We start from the raw sequence: 17,385 nt of genomic DNA, 5'->3' as shown, positions 1-17,385 counted from the left end.
TATGCTGCCTGCCGAGGTGCTGAAAAAAATCAAGCGGATCCATATCCGAAGCCGCCGCATGGCCGATACCATGATGGCGGGGCACTACCGATCTGTCTTCAAAGGCGCGGGCATGGAGTTCGAAGAGGTGCGGGAGTACACCCCCGGAGATGAGATCCGCAGCATCGACTGGAAGGTCTCCGCCCGCATGGGCCGCCCCTTTATCAAGCAGTTTCGCGAAGAGCGCGAAATGGTGGTGATGCTCCTCACCGACATGAGCCGCTCCGGGTTTTTCGGAACCGGCGAGAATTTAAAGGTGGACAAGGCCGCGGAGGTAGCCTCGGTCATCGCCTTTAACGCCATCAAAAACGGGGACAAAGTGGGGGCGATCTTCTTCACCGACCGGGTGGAGCAGTACATCCCCCCCAAGAACGGCTCCGCCCATATCTGGCGGGTTATCCGGGAGATTTTCACCTTTACCCCATCATCCCGGGGCACCGACATCGAAGAGGCCGTGGCCTTTCTGGCGAGGGTCTGCCGCAAGCGCACGGTAAGCTTCGTGATCTCCGATTTCCTCTCCGACCCCTGCACCCGCACCCTGCGTCTTGTGGGAAGAAAACACGAACTCATCTCCATCCTCCTTTCCGATCCCGGGGATTTCTTGCTGCCCTCGGGCGGACTCCTCACCACTCGGGATTTCGAGACCGGCCGCACCGTGGTCCTCGATGTGTCCAACCGCCGGTGCCGGGAAAAGGTACGCCAGGTCAAGCTGGCTGAAAAGGCGGAGATCATGGATGAGATGAAGCGCGCCGGGTTGGACGTCATTGAGCTCTCCACCGAGGCCTCCACCACGGACGCCCTTACCCGGTACTTCACCTGGCGGGAAGGGAGGAGGCGCTGATGACATCCCCGATTCAAAAGATTCTCCTGGCCCTGTTTCTGGTGTTTGGCCTGGCCGTGACCTGCCTGCACGCCGATGAGGCATCGCAGTCCATCGCACCTCTTGCGCCTGACTCCCCGGCCATCGCTTCCCAGGCCCCGGACAAGGCCCCCATGACCGATATCCACGACATCGCCCCGCCTCGATTCACCGGGCTCTCCTCGGGGGTGAAGAAGGCCATGTTCTATGGCGGTCTTGCCCTTGGGGTCGTGGTCCTGGTGCTTACAGGGCTCTGGCTCTGGTTCCGGCGCAAGCAGGGCCCGAAAAAGGCCCCGGAGATCTACCAGCCGCCGGACGCCCTGGCCCTCATGGCCCTGGATCGCATCGAGCCCCTTATGACACAGGACGGCAAGGCCTTTTACTTTGAGCTTTCCGAAACAGCAAAGCACTACCTCAAGGGGCGCTTTGGCCTGGATGCCCCAGAGATGACCGCAGAAGAGCTGCTTCCGGCCTTGTCCGGCCTGCCGGTTACTCCTGACCAGAAAAAAACGGTCTCCGGTCTGTTTGCCCACGCCGAGCCCGTGAAGTTTGCCGGCATCGCGCCCGACGCCGGGATCATGGCCGGGGATTTTTCCGCCATCCGGCGGTTTGTCACGGACACGGCCCGGGATCCTGACGAGGATGCACCAGATAACGACTGAGTGGGTCCTGCACCTGAAATGTTTTTGCGGGGCGCTTTCACGCGACCTGCCGGAGGCATAACATGTTTGAGTTTGCAACGCCGTGGGCGTTTCTTTTGATGGGGGCCTTTACGATCCTCTGGTGGGCGGGGCGAAGGCGCAAAGCGCCGGCCCTGAGGGTGTCCACCACCGTTTCCTTTTCTCTGGTGGAGCGGTCCTGGGCCGTGTCCGGCGCGAAGTTGGTGCCTTTGTGTGCCTTTGTGGCCCTTTTTTTGATGATCGTTGCCCTTGCACGGCCACGCATGGGTGTTGAGCACAGCATGGTAAAGACCGCCGGGGTCAACATCGTTATTGCCCTGGACACCTCGGGCAGCATGGCCGCCCTGGACTTTACCCGTGAGGACAAGACCGTCAATCGCCTGGACGCCGTCAAAGAGGTGGTGGACCGGTTCGTGGCCGGCCGGAACGGGGATCGCATCGGGCTGGTGGTGTTCGGCACCGAGGCATTCACCCAGATACCCCTGACCCGGGATTACAACACCATCTCCTCGATCCTTAAAGAGGTGGAGATCGGCGCGGCAGGGGAGCAGACGGCCATTGGCGATGCCCTGGGCATTTCCCTGAAGCGTCTGGAAGACATCGAGAGCACCTCCAACGTCATCGTGCTCCTCACCGACGGAGAGAACACCGCAGGGGAACTCACCCCCATGCTCTCTGCCGAGCTGGCCGCCAAACGGGGCGTCAAGGTCTACACCATCGGCGTGGGCACCAAGGGCAAGGTGCCCTTCCTTGTGAACCATCCCCTGTTCGGTAAGCGCTATGTCTATCAGGAGGTCTCCATGGACGAGGAGACCTTGAAAGGGATCGCGGCCAAGACCGGCGGTCTCTACTTCCGGGCCGAGGACGCCGAGGCACTGGCACAGATCTGGGCCACCATCGACCGCATGGAAAAGAGCGAGGTGGAGGTGACCTCCTGGACCGAGTATCGCGAGTACTACCGCATTCCCCTTCTCCTGGCCGTGGCGCTTCTCCTGGCCTCCGTCATCCTGGGTAACACACGATTTTTGAGGGTACCATGACCTTTGCAGACTCACACATGCTTTACCTGATCTGGCTCGTACCTGCCGTGGCCGCGCTCTTCGCCTGGGGCGGCATGCGGCGCAGGCGTATTCTCTCCTCCTTTGCCTCGGAAAAAAGCCGGACCTCGGTGCTCCCGGAGCGTACAACGGGTCGCCGGCGGGTCAAGGCGACCCTCATGGTCCTGACTACCTTAAGCCTCATCCTCGCCCTGGCCGGGCCGCGCTACGGGTATGTCTGGCAGGAGGTGGAGCGAAAAGGCGTGGACATCGTGGTGGCCTTGGATTGCTCCAAGAGCATGCTGGCCGAGGACGTGAAGCCCTCCCGTCTGGAGCGGGCCAAGCGGGAGATCATCGACCTTCTGGCCATGCTGGAAGGGGACCGCGTCGGGCTGGTGGCCTTTGCAGGAGAAGCCTTTCTGCAGTGCCCCCTCACCCTGGACTACAGCTCCTTTAATATGTTCCTGGACGCCCTGACCCCTTCATACCTGCCCGTGGGCGGCACCGACCTCGCAGGGGCCCTTGCCGTCTCCATGGAGGCTTTCAAGACGGAAGACGCCACGGACAAGGCGGTGATCCTCATCACCGACGGAGAGAGCACCGACGGCACCCCCGAAGAGGTGGCAAAAAAGGCGGCGGAGCTCGGGATCAAGGTCTTTACCATTGGTGTGGGCAGCAGGGAAGGGGTGCCGGTGCCCGATGCAGGCGGCGGGTTCAAGAAGAACCGGGACGGCAGCATCCTGCTCTCCAAGCTCGACGCCGCCACCCTCAAGCGCATGGCCGCCATCACCGGGGGCAGCTTTGTGCGGTCCGTGGCAGGCGACATGGACTTAGACGTCATCTACACCCAGGGCATCCGCAAGACCATGGAGGCCCGGTCCCTGGAGAGCTCCCGCAAGAAGGTGTGGGAGGACAGGTACCAGTGGTTTCTGGCGGCGGCTGTTGCCTTCCTGCTTGTCTACCTTGGCCTGGGAGACGCCAGGAAAAACGGCACTGTTGCCCTGGTGGCCCTGTGCCTGATTCTGCCCCGATACGCCAGCGCCCTGGATCTGGCTTCTCCTCTGGAAAAGGGGGTGACGGCCTTTGACGCCGGGGACTACGAGGGGGCCCTGACCCACTTCATCGACGGGCAGCTCAACGACCCGGACAACCCGGCCATTGATTTCAATATCGGCACCGCCTATTATCGCCTGGAAAAATTCGACGAAGCTGCCAACAGCTTTGAGCGGGCCGCCCGTTCCGAAGACCCCTCCCTTAAAAACAAGGCGCTCTACAACCTGGGCAACAGCCGGTTCAAAAAAGGCGAGGTCAAGGAGGCCATCGAGACCTGGGAGAATCTCCTTAAAGCGAACCCGGAGGACAAACGGACCGCCGAAAACCTGGACTTTGCGCGGAAACGGCTGGAAGAGATGAAACAGCAGCCTAAAAACCAGCAGGGGAAAGGCGACAACCAGCCCCAAAAGGACGGAGAGCAAGAGTCACAAGACTCCCAGAATCCGAGCCAGCAGGGCCAGGGGCAGAAAGACCAGAGCCAGAAAGATCAAGGGCAACAGGGGGCCCAGGGGGGGCAGGATCAGCAGCCATCCCCTGACCCGGAAAAATCCGGGGACGAGAAGGCTGGTCAACAGCAACAGGCCTCTTCCCCCGATCCTGCCGATGCCAACCCCTCAGGCGGCCAGCCTGGAGATGAAGCCCCAGGCACGGAGGAGAATCAGGCGATGGGCAGCCAGGGCGAACCCGGGGATGAGGAGATGCAGCAGGCCGCCTCGGCCCTCAACAGATTGAAGGACAAACCCGGCGGCGTCATGATGCGGCGCGCCGAAAAACGACGTGTGGAAAAGGACTGGTAGATGAAACGCTTGTTTCTTTTTTTGATAACGATACTGCTCTTGGGGTCTTCGGCCTCCGGTGTCCAGGCCCAGGGGGCCCGGGCCGTGGTGGATACCAACCGGTTGCGGCTGGGGGAATCCCTGACCCTTCGCGTCATCGCCGATTTTGACGACGCCCGGGTGGCAATGCCCGATCTGGCCGATTTTCGCGTGTCGCCCAGGGGTACCAGCTCCCGGGTTCAGATGATCAATGGAACCACCACCCGTGAGGTGGAGAGCCTCTTTCTGCTCATCCCCTTGCGAACCGGCCAGCTTACCATTCCGGCCATCCCCGTCCGGGGAAGAGGCGTGCAGGCCGTGACGCGGCCCATCGTGGTCAAGGTGGACGAGCGCAGCGCCGCGTCAACCTCGGATCAGCCCTGGTCGGTGACGGCCGAGGTCTCCAACACCTCGCCATACGTTGGAGAGCAGGTGGTCTGGAGCTTTAGGTTTCAAACCGCGGCCGCCTTTCAGAATGCGCGTCTGGGAAAACCCGATTTTAACGGCTTCTCCTCGGACGAGATGGGGGAAGGCCGGGCCTTTGAACAGGTGATCAACGGCAGGCGCTATGCCATCCATGAAGTCACCGAGCTTCTCACCCCTCAGAAAGCAGGTGCTTTTGAGATCCAGCCGGCAAGCTTGTCTGTCTCCGTGGTCACGGGGCGCTCCCGAAGGTCCCGGGATCCTCTTTTCGATGATTTTTTCTCCACCCGCAACGTCATGGAGCAGAAGCTTCTCACCACTGAAGCCGTTGCCCTTACGGTCCGGCCCCTGCCGCCGTATTCGGGAAATCCTCCTTTTTCAGGGCTTGTGGGGAACTTTTCCCTCACCGCAGCCCTTGAAAACGAGGAGGTCAAAGCCGGGGATCCCCTGACCCTCACCTTAACGGTCCAGGGCACGGGCAATATCCGCGATGCCGCCTCCCCCCTTGTCTTTCTGCCCGAGGGCATGAAGCAGTACGGGGACACCCCCGTGGAGGATATCGCCATGGGACCCTCCGGATGGCAGGGGAAAAAGACCTTTAAAACAGCCATCGTGCCCCTCAAGCCCGGAAAGGTGACCATCCCGTCCGTCTCCCTGGTGTGGTTTGATCCCCAGACCGAAACCTATCGCACCGAGACATCCGGGCCCCTCACCTTTACCGTGACGGAAAACACAGCCGCCGAGGCCGTGGAGGTCTTTCAGGCAGGAAGCGGGGATGCCCCTTCGTTGGCGCCGGAGAAACAGGCTGTCCGCCTCAAAGGGCGTGATATACTGCCCTTAAACGTGGACCCGGACGCCGTTGTTCACAGGGCGCCCATGGATGTGACTACCCTTTTGGCCTTGCTGGCAGGGCCCTTTGGGGTGTTTTTGATTCTTGTGGTGGGGCTCAAGCGCTTTGCCCGCGGCCTCAGCGTGGGCCAGGCCCTGGGGCGCAAGGCTTCGGGTAAGCTGAAAGAAGCGGAAAAATCTGTGGGCGACACCGATCAGTTTTACGGCGCCCTTCACGCCGCCCTGGTGGCCGTCATGGGAGCCCTTGCAGGACGCCCCGTGGAAGGGTTGACCGGGGATGATATCCGCCAGATCGTGACCCGGGCGGGTGGGAATCCCAAGGCCGCTGAATCGAGCGTGGCTATTCTGGAGGCCGTGGAAGCCGCCCGGTACGGCGGCGCCGCCGAAGGAGAGGGGGGCCGCAAGGAAAAAGTCCGGGCCCTGGCGCAGCTCTTGAAGGAGGTGAAGGCATGAAGCGTCTGTTGTGTATCCTGATTTTGTTGATCCCCGCCGTGGCCCTTGGCAGCGAATCCTCCAAGGCCTTTTACGACGGCATCGCCCACTACGAAAAGGGCAGCTACGACGACGCCCTGGAGAGCTTTCTCTCCATCTCCCGCCAGGGCATTGAAAACGGCAAACTTGCCTACAACCTGGGCAACACCTACATGCAGAAAGGGGACCTGGGCCGCGCCGTCCTCTGGTACGACAGGGCCCACCGCCTCATGCCCGGGGACCCGGACCTGACCTTCAACCGGAACCAGGCCCTCTCCCAGGTGAAAGACCGCCAGGAGGAGACGGAAAACCCGGTGGTGTCCGTTCTTTTCTTTTGGAAGCAGGGGCTCTCCCTGAAAACCCTCCAGCAGCTTGCCGTGGGTTTTGGGGTGCTCTTCTGGGGCCTTTTGGCTTTGGCGATTCTTTTACGCAAGACACCTCTTAAAACCGCAGCTGCCGTATGTGGTGCCCTGTTTTTTCTGCTGGCCTCCACGGCCCTCTGGGACACCGTTTCCGACGCACGCATTCAAAGGGGCGTGGTCCTTCCCCAGGCCGTCTCCGTGCGTTCGGGCCTTTCAGATACCGCCACCGAGCTTTTTGTCCTCCACGCAGGCAGCCGGGTCACCGTGGAGCAGGAACGGAGCGGCTGGGTCCGCATCGCCTTTGCCCAGGGCAAGATCGGCTGGGTGAAAAAAGAGAGCGTCGGGGTTATTTGAGGTGGCAAAGAAAGCCTCAACGGAGCCGATTCCATTGGAGCGCCGCACTCCTGTGCGGCATTGGCAAGACAACGGCATCCCGGGCCATGCCTTTGAACCAGGTAGTCAATAGGATGACTTCGCAACAAGAAGGCTTGTTTCGTCGCAAAAGAAGCCGCACAAAGTGCGGCGCTCCATAACCGAGCCGACGCCATTGGAGCGCCGCACTCCTGTGCGGCATTGGCAAGACAACGGCATCCCGGGTCATGCCTTTGAACCAGGCAGTCAATAGAATCACTTAACAAAAAGACGGTTCACCCTGTTGCCCGAAAAAGCCCTACAAAGTTCGGCGCTCCACAACCGAGCCGACACCATTGGAGCGCCGCACTCCTGTGCGGCATTGGCAGGCCAACGGCATCCCGGGCCATGCCTTTGAACCAGGCAATCAATAGGGTCACTTCACAACAAGACGGTTCATTTCTTAGCTCGAAAAAGCCGGCGTTCCACAACTGAGCCGATGTCATTGGAGCGCCGCACTCCCGTGCGGCATTCGAAGGCCAACGGTATTTCGGGCCAGGCCTTCGGATCAGTCTGGCAATATGGCTACTTAGCAATAAGAACGTTCATGTCTTAGTCTAAAAAAGCCGCACGGAGTGCGGCGCTCCATAACCGAGCCGACGCCATTGGAGCGCCGCACTCCAGTGCGGCATTGGCAGACCAATGGCATCCCGAACCATACTTTCAGATCGGGCGGTCAACATGATCATCCTGGCACAGGAGGAAGCATGACGCACCTTGGGTGGTATTCCCGGGGGTACCTTCCCCATTGCGATGCACCGGGCGCTTTGCAGGCCATAACCTTTCGTCTTGCCGACAGCCTTCCCCTTGATGTGTTGAAGAAGATGGAAAGAGACGTTGCGGCATCACCTGACGGCCAAAAGAGCCGTAGATTGCGCCGGCGCATCAATGAGTGGCTCGATACAGGGTATGGGTCGTGTCTTCTGAACCATCCGGAATGCGCGACAGTTGTTGCCGACTCGTTTCGGTATTTTCATCAAACGCGTTATGAACTCATCGCATGGGTGGTGATGCCCAACCATGTTCACCTTGTTATCCGGCAATATGAGGGCTGGCCCCTGGGTGGGGTGATTCGAAGCTGGAAGGTCTTTACCTCAAAGAAGATCAGGGAAGTATATGGGGAGCCACTGCCGGAGAACATTTGGCAACGCGGCTTTTGGGATCGGTTGATTCGAAATGAATACCACTATGAAGCGGCCCTTCAATATATCGCCAACAACCCTGTACATGCAGGGCTTGTGGGGTCTTCCCATGAATGGCCGTGGATGGGCTTGCCCTAATTTTTAAAAAGCCCCACGGAGTGCGGCGCTCCAAAAACGAACGTCGTTTGGAATGCCGCATTCCTGCGTGGTAACTACGTCGATCTATTCAAAGGAGATCACCGTCCCCGTGTGGACCGAACGATACGTATCTCCCAGCCGGGAGATGAGCCCTTTAAGGTGGTCGGGCCCGCCGCTGCAGTGGCAGATCATGATGTGGGGGATGGCTTCTTTTATGAAGTAGTCGGTGGTTTTTTCGATGCGGGAAGGGTCGGCCTCCACCAGATGGGTGCCGCCGATGACTGCATGGATGGGTTCGCCAAACTCTTTTTTGACCTTTTCCAGGATGTTCACCACCCCGGGGTGGGAGCAGCCCAGGATGACCACCAGGCCGCGGCAGGTTTTCAGCACGAGGATCTGCTCCTCGGAAAAGTCGTCCACCACGCGGCCGTCATCTCTTTCCACCACAAATCGCTGATTGATCTTCTCAAAGGGGCTGGTCCTTTCAAAGCCTGTCACCGAGAACACCCCCGGGAAAACTTCCTTTGTGCCCCCTTCTAATTCGTTTACGGTAACGTTTGCCTGCTCAAGCTCCTCTTTCGAAAACGCGTTGCCGAGAAAGGCCTCTCCCGTCTCCCTGAAACCGTATTTCCTGTCGAAAAAACCGGGCCTCACAAAAAGATTCGTCTTTTTCCCGGCAGCCAGTTCCACAAAGGCCTTGTACCCGCCGGAGTGGTCGTAGTGACCATGGCTGATGAAGACAGAGTCCACGGCATCGGTTTGGATGCCAAGGCGTTTCGCATTTTTGAGGAAGAGGCCCGTTGCCCCGGTATCAAAGAGAAACGAGGTGTCTCCGGCCTTGATGTGAAAGGAGAGGCCGTGTTCGGCTTCCAGGTTCGGATTGTCGCCCAGGGTGTTCTCCACAAGGGCGGTGAGGGTGACCTTCATGATGGGTATCCTTATATCCTTTTGCACATGAGAGACCGCCCGACATGGACCGGGTGGTCGATAACTTTTTTTTAAGGTGCAGTATTGTGCGGGGCGAAACAGATGTCAATGCCCCATGGGGGAAATATCAGGCGTCGGGTTTCAGTACACCCAGGAGGATGTTCCGAAAGTCGGAAAACCGGTAGGGCTTCACGGCAATGGCTTTGATACCGAACTCTTCGTAGCGGGACATGATGGGGTCGCTGGCGTAGCCGCTGGAGATAATGATTTTTGCCTCGGGGTCCATGGCCAGGATCTGCTCCGATGCCTCCCGTCCCCCCATGCCTCCGGGGATGGTCAGGTCCAGGATTACCGCGTCAAAGGGCGTTCCTTCTTCGAACTGGTTTCGGTACGCGCGGACCGTCTCCGAGCCTTCCACGGTGAAGGTGGGGACGATGCCCATCTTGCCCAGGATGGTCTCAATGATTTTTCGGATCACTGCCTGGTCATCCAGAATAAGGACGCGGGCCCCCTCGGCGCTGGTGTCGCCCAGGGGCTCCGGCTGTTTACCGGGGGCCTCGGCAGGGCGGATGTCGGCTGCGGGAAGGTCCACGGTGAAGACGGTGCCCTTGCCCTGTTCGGTATCCACGGAGATGGTGCCGCCGTGCTTGGTGACGATGGCATGGGTGGTGGCCAGGCCCAGGCCGCTGCCCGTTGTCTTGGTGGTAAAGTAGGGGTCGAATATTTTGTCCAGGTGTTCCGGGGCGATACCGGTACCGGTGTCCCTCACCGTAATGCGGACGATTCGGCCGCCTGTTGCCCGGACGTTTTTTGCCGTTAAGGTGACGATCCCTCCGGTGGCCATGGCCTGATGGGCGTTGATGATGAGGTTACCGATGATCTGGCTGAGCTGGCCCTTGTCCGCAGCCACGGGCCACAGATCGTCGTCGATGGCTGTCTCCAGCCGGGTGTTGAGCCCGTGGGTGGCAAAGGTGGCGGCGTCGCTGAGTGTTTTCCCCACGTGAATGATTTTTTTCACCGGGGCTTCGTTTTTGGCAAAGGTGAGAAACTGGCCGGTAAGGGCAACGGCCGCTTCCATGGACTCCTCGGCAGAGGAGAGGTACGTCAGGGCTTCATGATCTGTGGGCAGGGCCAGTTTTGCCATGGAGACGTTGCCGTAGAGCCCGGTGAGCAGGTTGTTGAAGTCATGGGCGATGCCGCCGGCAAGGATTCCCAGGGATTCGAGCTTCTTCATCCGCAGGGCCTCCTCTTCGGCCTTTGTTTTGTCCGTGATGTCTTTGAAAACAAAAACGGCGCCGGTGATAAGCCCCTCTTCGTCGCGGGTGGGGGCCATGTTGCAGGAGATTCTGAAGGGGGCGCCGCTGCGGGATACCAGGACGGCTTCGGTGGTGGTGTCCGTTGGCTGCCGGGCCGCGGGGACGCTGAGATCCGGAGGGGGCAGGGGGCGGGCCGTGTGGGTATCCCTGAGCCGGAAAATTTCGGCCATGGGCTTGCCGCAGGCATCGGCCAGGGACCAGCCGGTGAGGATTTCGGCAGCAGGGTTGAGGCGGGTGACGGTGCCCTCGGTGTCGGTGACCATGACCCCGTCTCCGATGGAGTCCAGGGTGATGCGCAGGTTCTCCCTGCTGTCCCGGAGTTTTTTGGTTTGCCGGCCCACCTGTTTCCTCAGGCTCGTGGTCCAGGCCCATAGCAGGAAGATAATGGAGAGCACAATGCCCGCCATGACTTCGAGGCTGATGACCAGGCTGTCTGGCACCCACCTGTCCCCCGGGCTGATCCATCGGCGATAAATGTCCCTGCGGCGGTTCGGCGGGATGTTGTCCACGGTTTTTTCTATGATGTCGAAGAGCTCCGGGGTATCTGGGGAGGTTGCCAGGGCCACGCGGTTGAGAAAGCGGGTCCTGCCGGCAATGTGCACGTTGGTGAGCCCTAAGGCCTCAATGAGGTAAGAGGCCTCCATGCTGTTGGCGATCATGGCATCACAGGTCCCGGACGAGACCGCGTGGAGACCTTGAATGCTGCTTTTTACTCCAGTGATGGCGATGTGGGGGTAGTGGCGTGCCAGGGTGGTGTGGACCGTGTCGTGGGCCACCGCGCAGAGGGTTTTTCCTGCAAACTCCGGGATGCCCGTTGCGTGGCTGGTTTTACGGGTGATGATGGCGTAGGGCACTTTGACTATCGGGGCGGTGACGAAAAGGTTTTCCGGCCCTTCCCTGGACCGGCTGGCAGCCAGGATGATTACGTGGCGGTTCTGCTCGGCATGGGCCAGAAGATCGCCCCACCGGGCAAAGGGACGAATGGGCAGCTGCAGGCCCAGGTTTTTTTCTATTTCACGGAGGTAGTCCACGAACAGGCCGTCATAGGCTCCGTTTTCGTCGCGGAAGGTGAAGGGGGGGCGATCCTCCTGCAGGAGGACCGCAAGGTGCTTCCCATTGGTCGCAAGCCAGTCCTGCTCTTCCTTTGTCAGGGGAAGGGGGGATTCAGTCCGGCAGGCCGAAAGGCAAAGGAGGCCGATGAAGACCAGCAGCAGGCGGCGGAGCCTCCGTCGTTCGGCCGCAGGCAATGGGGTGTGGGCCATGGGTCCTCTGTCCGCTTGGGGTGGGTGGATGTATTGAGAATACCACAAAATATCCATCGGGTGGAAGGCGGAGGCTCAAGACGGGTCGACTTTCACCCGTCCGGGCCACCGCGGCCCATGGAAGGTCAGTGTATCCTAATGCCGTGGCTCAAGCAGGGCCTCGTCGGATTTTTTTTCCATGCGTCCCATGGAGCAGAAGATGCCGATGACGCTCAGGACAGTGAAGATGAGAAAGCCGGTGCCCATGGCCTCCACAAAGGCATCTGCGGTTTGACGGGTCACCGGGGCATCGCCCATGAAGAGGGTGAGGATGAAGGTGATGACCGTCATGGCGGTGAGCATCCCCACGGTTCGCATGGTGGCGATGAGGCTGGAGGCGATGCCGTAGTCTTTGGGGGCAACGCTGCCCATGACCGTGGTCATGTTGGGCGAAGAGAAGAGGGCAAAGCCGATACCTAAAAGTACGAGGATGCCCAAAAGTGCGTGGATGGAGGTCTCCATGCGAATGGTGGCGCACAGGGCCAGGGCCGCGGTGCAGAGTCCCATGCCGAAGGTGGCGATGCGGGCGGGCGGCAGGGTATCGGCCAGTCTGCCGGAAACCGGGGATAAGATGGCCTGGAGGATGGGCTGGGTGACGAGGATAAGCCCCGCACTCTGGGGGGAGAGCCCCTTGACCTGCTGGAGGTAGAGGCTGAAAAAGAAGGTCACCCCGAAGGAGGCCGCGTAGTTGATCAAGGTGGCGATGTTGCTCATGGCAAAGACCCGGTTTTCCATGAGGAGCCGTACGTTGAGGATGGGGGAGTCGCTTTTGGCCTCCCAGGCGAGGAAACCGGCCATGCCCCCAAGGCCCAGGATAAGAAGGCCTGCGTGGAGTGATCCGTCCTTCAGGTGGGTGGCCCCAAAGATCATGGCAAACAGGGAGCCCATGTAAAGAAGGCTGCCCGTCCAGTCAAAGGGCATGCCCTCTGCCCCTTTCCATTCACCCTTGAGGCGGGTGAGGGTCAGGGCCAAAGAGGCAAGCTCCAGGGGCAGGGCAGTGAAAAAGATCCATCGCCATCCCATGTGGGTGACCATGAACCCTGCCAGGGTGGGACCTGCCGAGAGACCCAGGTAGACTGCCGCCACAACGATCCCCATGGCTTTTCCCCTTTTGGACGGGGGGATCACCGAAGAGAGGATGGCCACGCTGGTGGCCGTGACCATGGAGGCGCCTGCACCCTGGAGAAATCGGCAGAGGATGAAGGCCCCGATGGTGGGGGCCATGGCCAGAAAGAGGGTGGCCACGGTGAAGATCACCGACCCGGAGACAAAGATTTTTTTTCGTCCGTGGATATCGCCCATGCGCCCTGCAGGGAGCATGATCAGGGACACGGCCAGGATGTACACCATCTCCACCAGGCCGAGCTGTACGGCACCGGCGGAGAACTCGTGGCCGATGGCGGGCAGGGCCACGCCCACGGCGGACATCATGAACGGGGTCAGGAATTGGATCACCGACACCACAAAGATGGTGACGGCAGGTGAGATGGTTTGTTCAGGGGGGTGTGTCTGCATGATGCGCTGTTCTATTCCTTTCAGCATCGATGGATGCGTCGTTTATCTGGTTTTGCGGGGGGGATGCCCCGATGTGCTCTGGTTGTCGTCTGTTCCGTACCGTGCGGCGATTCCGTTTGCCATGATGCGGTCTAACAGCGTGAGGGCCGCTTGTCTTTCCGGTTCGGAGAGGCCTGACACCAGGGTGTTGGAGGCGTTGCCCAGCACCTTGTAGAAATCCTGCTCCATTTCACGGGCCAGGGGGGTGATGGCCACAAGCTTCTGGCGGCGGTTGTCGGGGTTGACCTCCCGGGTGACGAGCCCTTTTTTCCCAAGCTGGTCCAGGGCCCGGGCCGTGGCCGCCGGATCAATGCAGAGTGCTATGGAGAGTTCATTCTGTGTGACGGGGCGCTGCTGGTGGAACAACTCTGCCAGAAAGGGGAACTGGGCTGTGGTGATACCCAGGGCGGCCATTCCGTCACGGGACAGGGCGGCATGGAGCCGTTGGATCATGGCAAAACGGTAACCGAAGGATGTTTTTCGTGAGTCGGGATGTTTCATGACCGCTCCTGTGGGGTGATTATAAATGTTGATATGTCAAATGTTGACATGTCAATAATTAGCGGAGTGACGTGTTCCTGTCAATGGTATTTTTGTGTTCGTGGAGGGCATGAGGCGACCCCTTTTGGGGCGGTCGGGGCAGGGGCTACTGGTTCTTTTGGGAGTACATGGCCAGGTCGGCATGGCTGATGAGGGCCTCGCCGGAGGTGCCGTCGTCCGGGTAGAGGCTGACACCGATGCTGGCGCCCACGGAGATTTCCCTGCCGCAGGAGAGGGCCACCGGGGCCTGGATGATACGTGCCACCTTGGATGCCATGGCGTGGGCGTCGTGTCTGGTGACCATGTCGTGGAAAAGGAGGATGAACTCGTCACCGCCGACCCGTGCGATGATATCCGACTGGCGGAGGTTGTCCTTCAGGCGGCGGGCCAGGGTGGTGAGAACCGCGTCGCCGGCCTCGTGTCCGAATCGGTCGTTGATGGGCTTGAACCGGTCCAGGTCCACATACAGGAGGGAAAATCCTTTTTTCTTTCGGCGGGAGAGGAGGATGAGCTGGGAGAGGTGTTCCTCCAGCAGGCGACGGTTGGAAAGGCCGGTGAGGGGGTCCTCAAGGGCAATGAGATGAATGCGCCGGTAAGAGCGCAGCAGGGCGTGGACAAGACCGGAGATGATAAGGGAGAGCAGCAGGCCCGCCCAGCGGATCACGGACAGTACGGAGGTGCTTTCCACCCACCCGGTGGCGGGGACGGCGGCAAGGAGCCATGTGCCGGCAGGGAGCTTGACGGGGAGCACCGCTGCATGTGGATCTTCGAAGAGTTGAGGCTCTCCGTAGAACACATCGCCGGACATGCCGAGGCCGTCTTTTCCCTTGAGTGCGAATTGCACCGTGGGATTCGGTTCCAGAAGGCCGCTGAGGCGGTAGAGGGACTTCTCATCAATGGCCACGCTGGCCACGCCCCAGTAGATGTTGTCCCGGGGATAGATGGGGATACGGCAGACAAAGGCCCTGCCCCCCTGAACCAGGAGCATGGGGCCAGCCATAAGGGGCTGACGGTAGATCATGGCCCGCTCCACCGTGGCCCACTGGTCGGGATGGTCTGCGTAACGGAGGCCCAAAGCCTTTTCGTTCCCTATAGCAGGGAAGATGTGGGTGATGACATTGTCTTTGGCAAGGGTGATGCTTCGGATGTGGGGTGCCCCAGACATGATGTGTCTGGCCACATTTTCAAAGGCGCGGTCCGGGGAATCGGGCTGGGAGTGGATGACCGCCGCCAGCCCGAGGCAGAGATTCAGGGTGGTGCTGAGTTCCACCTCCATCCGGGTGCGGATTGCTCCGGCGTGTTCGTAGACCTTGCGGTACTGCACATCCCGGAGGTGCTGCCGTTCGCGTTTGACCACGTAGTGGCTTGTGCCCATAAGAAGGGCAAAGAGAAGAAGGGGGAGGGTCGGGATCGCCCAGGAACCGGTGATGCGATAGTTCATGCCTTACTCCGGGAGCCGAAAAACGTAAACGGCTCCTGATTCAGCATCTGTCCCATGGCGGACAGGGGTGGAGAAAGGGGCCAAACGGGTTGTGGGCCGGCGCAAAAGCCAAAGCTCTCTGTCGCGGCAGTTTCTGGGGTTCAGGAGTTTTGGGACCGGGGTGTGCGGTTGGGGGGAACTCCAGTTAGTAAACGTATCACCGTTTACTATGAATAAAGCCGAATCATGTCAACAGGAAAGTGGGATGCGGGCAGGGTCAACGCATTTAAAAACTCAGTTGCCTCCGGCGGGTCGCTTTTTGAAAAAAGCTCCGCAAAAACGTTCCAGTAATAAAAAAGAAGAGGGGCTATACCGTGTAGAGACGCATCCTCAAAAAACAAAACCTGTTTATCAAACTTTTTAAAAGTTTGGCCCGGACAGGGCCGCCGGAGGCAAAATCCAAATGTGTTAGCCCTGGGGATGCGGGGGAGAAAATGGGCCGGGCGTTTTGGCCTATGGCTATGTCTTAAAATAATGTAACTATTCAGCTGTAGGTTCGCCGACAGGGGTTAATCAGCTTCAAAAAAGGAGGGTAATTCACCCTGAAGCAACAGGCGCAATGCGTCGCTTGCATGCACGTTGTTTTTCTTGCATGTAGAAAGGTAGCTGCGTATTCGGCAGAAGATCTTGGCCCCTTCCATAGATCGGAAGCACCCAGAAATTTTCTGATGGACTTTCGTCATCCGGATGTCGTTTTCACCCTGATTATTAGTGAAAGGAACCAGCGGGTCGTCCATGAAACGAAGGGTTTCGTTCTCGAAGTCTTCCATCCGTTCGAGAAGGTTTCTCGCTTTTGATCGTTTCATCCGCCCGCGTTGTCCCTTCTTCCTTTTCGTTTCATCCGGGGGCGGGCATTCGAGATTTCCTTTTTCCAGGATGCTCAGGTAGCGCTTTCGAAAGCCCCCGGCAATATCCGATGGAAGCTTGCCGCTGTGTTCGTTCACAACCTTGTTGATCTCAAGGAGCAAGAACTTCATGTCTTTGGCCCACTGCTGACTGTCCTGCTCCCAAGCCCGCTCCAGCTCTCTTAAGTGATGAGCGTTGCACAATGCGTGCAGGCAGTCGTAATTGAAGTAGGGTTTCCAGTGATCGTGGCACAACACGCCTTTGAAGCTTGGGATAATTCCCATTTCATCGATAGCCTCTCTGCCACGCTTTTCGTGCGGGTAAAAGTAAGTGAAAAGATCGTTCGACAGACAGTGCAGCCAAAATCGACTACCGTTCATGTTGATGCCGGTTTCATCTGCGTGGCAGACGGACGAGCCGGACAATCTGGCTTTGACGATTTCTTCAAACGCCTCAAGCGCGTTAAACGCTTCTTTGTTGAAGTTGAAAATCGACCCTGCGCTGATTGGGATACCGGCCTGATCCCGAAAGTGCTCGCAGATTCTTTCGTAGGGGACCAGCTGATGCTGGGAAAGATAGATCGCGTGAGCCTTGAGACCCGTGCCATATTGGACGCGTCGATCTACTCCTTTCGGGAAAGGAGCAACATATCGATTACCGAAGGCATCCTCAAGAATCTCGGATCGATACTCAGTAACGTATTGAGCAACCTTCAAATCAATGACCTGCCGGGTCTCGTAACCTACGTGGCGATAGTCACCCGGTGGCAGTTCGGTCATATTGAGTTTCAACGGCAATACGAGATCTGCCTTGTCTACGGGCTCAAGAGTTTTTCCCTCGTGGCCATTTTGGCCCCCGGGCTTTTTTCCTTCGGTGTTTTGCTTTTTCTCCTTCTTCCTGTTGGGATCGGTAGAAGGCGGTTTGCTGCTGTTTTTGCTATTGAGATTTAGACGGTTCGCCAAAAGGGTGATGATTGTAAGCAGCAATTCGATCACAGCTGCAACTGCGGGCGAGAGGTCCTCGTCCTGCTGAATCAGTTTCCTTGCGTTGTCTGTCGCCGCTTGAATATCAATGCTTTCGATCTTCACCCTGTCTCCTCATCTTTTTTTGACGAGGATAGTATACCACAGGTTTTGAAAACG

General features: G+C 59.1%; 13 protein-coding genes. 7 read left to right on the top strand and 6 right to left on the bottom strand.

What is annotated here, in order from left to right:
• Position 1 precedes the first annotated feature (1 nt).
• The 7 genes from ACOYW0_RS04315 (at position 2) to ACOYW0_RS04285 (ending at position 8,279) form a co-directional block, all read left to right on the top strand.
• Positions 2 to 880: a DUF58 domain-containing protein gene (locus ACOYW0_RS04315; RefSeq protein WP_482417338.1), complete on the top strand. Its 879-nt coding sequence runs from the start codon at positions 2 to 4 to the stop codon at positions 878 to 880.
• On the top strand, positions 880 to 1,560 hold the full coding sequence (locus tag ACOYW0_RS04310) for a hypothetical protein (protein ID WP_482417337.1): 681 nt from the start codon (positions 880 to 882) through the stop codon (positions 1,558 to 1,560). The genes ACOYW0_RS04315 and ACOYW0_RS04310 overlap by 1 nt, the downstream gene beginning before the upstream one ends.
• Before the next feature lie 62 nt (positions 1,561 to 1,622).
• A complete protein-coding gene (locus ACOYW0_RS04305; protein WP_482417336.1) occupies positions 1,623 to 2,618 on the top strand; it encodes a vWA domain-containing protein in 996 nt (331 codons plus the stop codon).
• Entirely contained in the window at positions 2,615 to 4,465 is a 1,851-nt protein-coding gene (locus ACOYW0_RS04300) for a VWA domain-containing protein (RefSeq protein ID WP_482417335.1), read from the top strand. Before ACOYW0_RS04305 ends, ACOYW0_RS04300 begins: the two co-directional genes overlap by 4 nt.
• A complete protein-coding gene (locus tag ACOYW0_RS04295; RefSeq protein WP_482417334.1) occupies positions 4,466 to 6,208 on the top strand; it encodes a BatD family protein in 1,743 nt (580 codons plus the stop codon). It abuts the gene before it with no gap.
• The gene (locus ACOYW0_RS04290) at positions 6,205 to 6,942 is read left to right on the top strand and encodes a tetratricopeptide repeat protein (RefSeq protein ID WP_482417333.1); all 738 of its coding nucleotides are present in this window, start codon (positions 6,205 to 6,207) and stop codon (positions 6,940 to 6,942) included. The genes ACOYW0_RS04295 and ACOYW0_RS04290 overlap by 4 nt, the downstream gene beginning before the upstream one ends.
• Before the next feature lie 764 nt (positions 6,943 to 7,706).
• Entirely contained in the window at positions 7,707 to 8,279 is a 573-nt protein-coding gene (locus ACOYW0_RS04285; protein ID WP_482417332.1) for an REP-associated tyrosine transposase, read from the top strand.
• Positions 8,280 to 8,363: 84 nt separating this feature from the next.
• Here the strand turns inward: ACOYW0_RS04285 and ACOYW0_RS04280 are convergent, their stop codons facing one another.
• The 6 genes from ACOYW0_RS04280 to tnpC all read right to left on the bottom strand — a co-directional run bounded on the left by ACOYW0_RS04280 (position 8,364) and on the right by tnpC (position 17,331).
• Complete coding sequence (locus tag ACOYW0_RS04280; protein ID WP_482417331.1) at positions 8,364 to 9,206, bottom strand: MBL fold metallo-hydrolase; 843 nt, start codon at positions 9,204 to 9,206, stop codon at positions 8,364 to 8,366.
• A gap of 127 nt (positions 9,207 to 9,333) precedes the next feature.
• Positions 9,334 to 11,784 carry an ATP-binding protein gene (locus ACOYW0_RS04275; RefSeq protein WP_482417330.1) on the bottom strand — a complete coding sequence of 817 codons (2,451 nt, stop codon included), beginning with the start codon at positions 11,782 to 11,784 and terminating at the stop codon, positions 9,334 to 9,336.
• A gap of 135 nt (positions 11,785 to 11,919) precedes the next feature.
• The gene (locus ACOYW0_RS04270) at positions 11,920 to 13,338 is read right to left on the bottom strand and encodes an MFS transporter (RefSeq protein WP_482417329.1); all 1,419 of its coding nucleotides are present in this window, start codon (positions 13,336 to 13,338) and stop codon (positions 11,920 to 11,922) included.
• Positions 13,339 to 13,380: 42 nt separating this feature from the next.
• Positions 13,381 to 13,878, bottom strand: coding sequence for a MarR family winged helix-turn-helix transcriptional regulator (locus tag ACOYW0_RS04265; protein ID WP_482417328.1), 498 nt, complete (start codon positions 13,876 to 13,878; stop codon positions 13,381 to 13,383).
• A 145-nt stretch (positions 13,879 to 14,023) separates the two neighbouring features.
• The gene (locus ACOYW0_RS04260) at positions 14,024 to 15,358 is read right to left on the bottom strand and encodes a diguanylate cyclase domain-containing protein (RefSeq protein ID WP_482417327.1); all 1,335 of its coding nucleotides are present in this window, start codon (positions 15,356 to 15,358) and stop codon (positions 14,024 to 14,026) included.
• A 548-nt stretch (positions 15,359 to 15,906) separates the two neighbouring features.
• Entirely contained in the window at positions 15,907 to 17,331 is a 1,425-nt protein-coding gene (gene tnpC / locus ACOYW0_RS04255) for an IS66 family transposase (RefSeq protein WP_482416778.1), read from the bottom strand.
• Between the last annotated feature and the right edge of the window lie 54 nt (positions 17,332 to 17,385).

It is taken from the genome of Desulfoluna sp. HI9BLuna (assembly GCF_056829775.1).
Note: the sequence above shows the minus strand (reverse complement) of the source record. Positions and strands in the feature narration are given on the sequence as shown.